The sequence below is a fragment of the Streptomyces alkaliphilus genome (assembly GCF_014141535.1).
GTDB lineage: Bacteria > Actinomycetota > Actinomycetes > Streptomycetales > Streptomycetaceae > Streptomyces > Streptomyces alkaliphilus.
Genome location: NZ_VKHT01000704.1, coordinates 1 through 2,792, shown reverse-complemented (window position 1 = coordinate 2,792; position 2,792 = coordinate 1). Strand labels below are relative to the sequence as shown.

1 protein-coding gene is annotated in these 2,792 nt (G+C 74.9%); it reads right to left on the bottom strand.

What is annotated here, in order from left to right:
• Positions 1 to 2,792 (bottom strand): condensation domain-containing protein (locus FNQ90_RS18700; RefSeq protein WP_182607431.1); only part of this gene is annotated, 2,792 nt, incomplete at both ends.

Below are 2,792 nucleotides of genomic sequence, written 5' to 3'. Positions count from 1 at the left end.
CTCCAACTCCCCGTACGACACCACCCGATCCCCACACACCACCGCCGAACCACCACCACCCCACAACCGCACCGGACGGGGGGCCTCCCCGGTCGACGCGGACGCGGTCCCGGCGGCGGTCAGGGCGGCCCGCTCCGAGGGCGCGCACAGCTCCAGGTCGCCCACCGGGGTCGTCGGCGCGTCCAGGGCCGCGGCCAGGGTCCGACCGACGTGCTCGGCGAACCGGGTGACGGTGTCGGGCTCGAACAGGTCGTCGCTGTACTCGACGTTGAGGGCGAAGCGCCCCGGGGAGACCACGAAGGTGACGGTCAGGTCGAACTTGGCCGATCGCCAGGGCAGCGCGATCGTCCCGACCTCCCGATCGAGGAGGCGCCCGGAGGCGTCGGAACCCTCCTGGACGTCGAACATGACCTGGAAGAGGGGGGTACGGGAGAGGTCGCGCTCGGGCCGCAGCCGGTTCACCACGTGCTCGAAGGGCACCTCCCGGTGGTCGAAGGCCCCGAGCACGTCCGCCCGGACCCGCTCCAGGTGCTCGGTGAAGGCGGGGTCCCCGGAGACGTCGCCGCGCAGCACCACGGTGTTGACGAAGAACCCGATCAGGCGCTCCAGCTCCACCCGGTCCCGTCCCGCGACCGGTGTTCCCACCGCGATGTCCTCCTGACCCGACCAGCGGGCGAGCACCACCTGCACCACCGCCAGCAGCACCATGAACCGGGTGGCGCCGTGCCGGCGGGCCAGCGCGTCGATCCGCTCCGGCAGCTCGTCGCCCAGCGGGATCTCCACGGCTCCGCCGCGGCCGGAACGCACCGCCGGGCGGGGCCGGTCGGTGGGCAGCTCCAGCGGGGGGACCCCGGCCAGGGCGGTCTCCCAGTACCGCAGGCCGGCCTCGGCCCCGGGGGATGCGGCGCGCTCGCGCTGCCACACGGCGAAGTCGGCGTACTGCACCGGCAGCGGCGGCAGGTTGGCGGTGGTGCCGGCCAGTCGGGCCCGGTAGCAGGCGGACAGTTCCTCCAGGAAGACGTCCTTGGACCAGCCGTCGATGGCCACGTGGTGGAAGGCGATGACCGCGACGTGGTCCTCCGGTCCCAGCTCCCACACCCCGGAGCGCAGCATCGGCGGCTCGTCCAGTGCGAACCGGCGGCGGGCCAGCTCGACGGCCCGTTCCCGGACCCGCTCCGGCACGTCCTCCCCGGAGTCCCCGTACCCCCCGGCCGGGGCCGGGTGCCACTCCAGCGGAACGGGGGCGGGCGGCCGGATCTGCTGGACCGGGCGCCCGTCGACCTCGATCAACGCGGTGCGCAGAACCTCGTGACGGGCCGCCACATCGTCCAGGGCGCCCTGCCAGGCGGCGCGGTCCAGCCCGCCGCGCACGCGCCGGCAGTACCACAGGACGTAGTCCTCCCCCAGCGGGGACATCCGGTCCAGGAACCACAGCCGCTCCTGGGCGAAGGACAGCGGCAGGGGCCCCTCGCGGTCGGCGGGGACGACGGTGTCGGCGTCGACCCGGCGGGCGGCGGTGACGACCGGGGCGAACTCCCGGATGCGGGGGTTCTCGAAGAGGGTGCGCAGTTCGATCTCCCGCCCGAGCCGCTCGGCGACCCGGGAGACGGCCATGGTCGCCAGCAGGGAGTGGCCGCCGAGGTCGAAGAAGCCGTCGTCGATGCCGACGCGCTCGACACCCAGTACCTCGGCCCAGATGGCCGCGATCGTCCGCTCGGTGTCGTCGCGGGGCGGGACGTGGGGCGTGCCGCCGGTGATCCGGCCGGGTTCCGGGGCGGGCAGGGCCGCGCGGTCCAGCTTGCCGGAGGCGTTCACCGGCAGGCGGTCCAAAGTGGTGAAGAAGGAGGGCACGGCGTGGTCGGGGAGGTGGTCGGCGCAGTGGGAGCGCAGCGCTTCGAAGGACGGTTCCGTTCCCTCCGCGGGGACCACGTGGGCGATCAGCCGCCGGCCGCCGGGACCGTCGGGGCCGGCCGTGACGGCGGCGGCGGTGACGCCGGGGCACTCGGCCAGGACGGCCTCGATCTCGCCGGGCTCGACCCGGAAGCCCCGGATCTTGACCTGGTCGTCGGTACGGCCCAGGAACTCCAGGTCCCCCGAGGGCAACCGGCGCACCAGGTCCCCGGTGCGGTACAGCCGCCCGCCGGGCGGCCCGTAGGGGTCGGGCACGAAACGTTCCGCCGTCAGGGCCGGGCGGCCGAGGTAGCCGAGGGCCAGCTCCGGCCCGCCGATCAGCAGTTCACCGGGGATGCCCACCGGCACCGGCTCCCCCCGGGTGTCCACCACCAGGGCCCGGCGGGAGCCCAGGGGCCGGCCGATCGGCACCCGTCGGGTGCCCTCCGCGTCGACCACGTCGTGGACGGTGGCGGTGACCGTGGTCTCGGTCGGGCCGTAGGCGTTCACCACCCGGACACCGGGCAGGTGCCGCCGCCAGGTCGCCAGCGCGGCGGGCGGGATCGCCTCGCCACCGAGGATCAGCAGTCGCAGCGTGGCCGCCAGGCGGGTCGCCGAGGCGCCGTTCAGGGAGCCGGCCAGCTCGGCCCAGTAGGTGGGCGGGAAGTTGGCGACGGTGATGCCGTGGCGGGCGACGATCCCCGGGATCCGGCCGGGCTCCCACTGCTCGTCGGGGCGCAGGACGACGGTCGCACCGGTGGTCAGCGCCGGCAGCAGCTGGTCCAGGGAGGCGTCGAAGGAGAAGGAGGAGAAGGCGAGCACGCGGTCCCCGGGGGTGATCGCGAAGCACTCCCGCGCCGCCGCCACATGAGCCGCCAACGCCCCGTGACCGACCACCACCC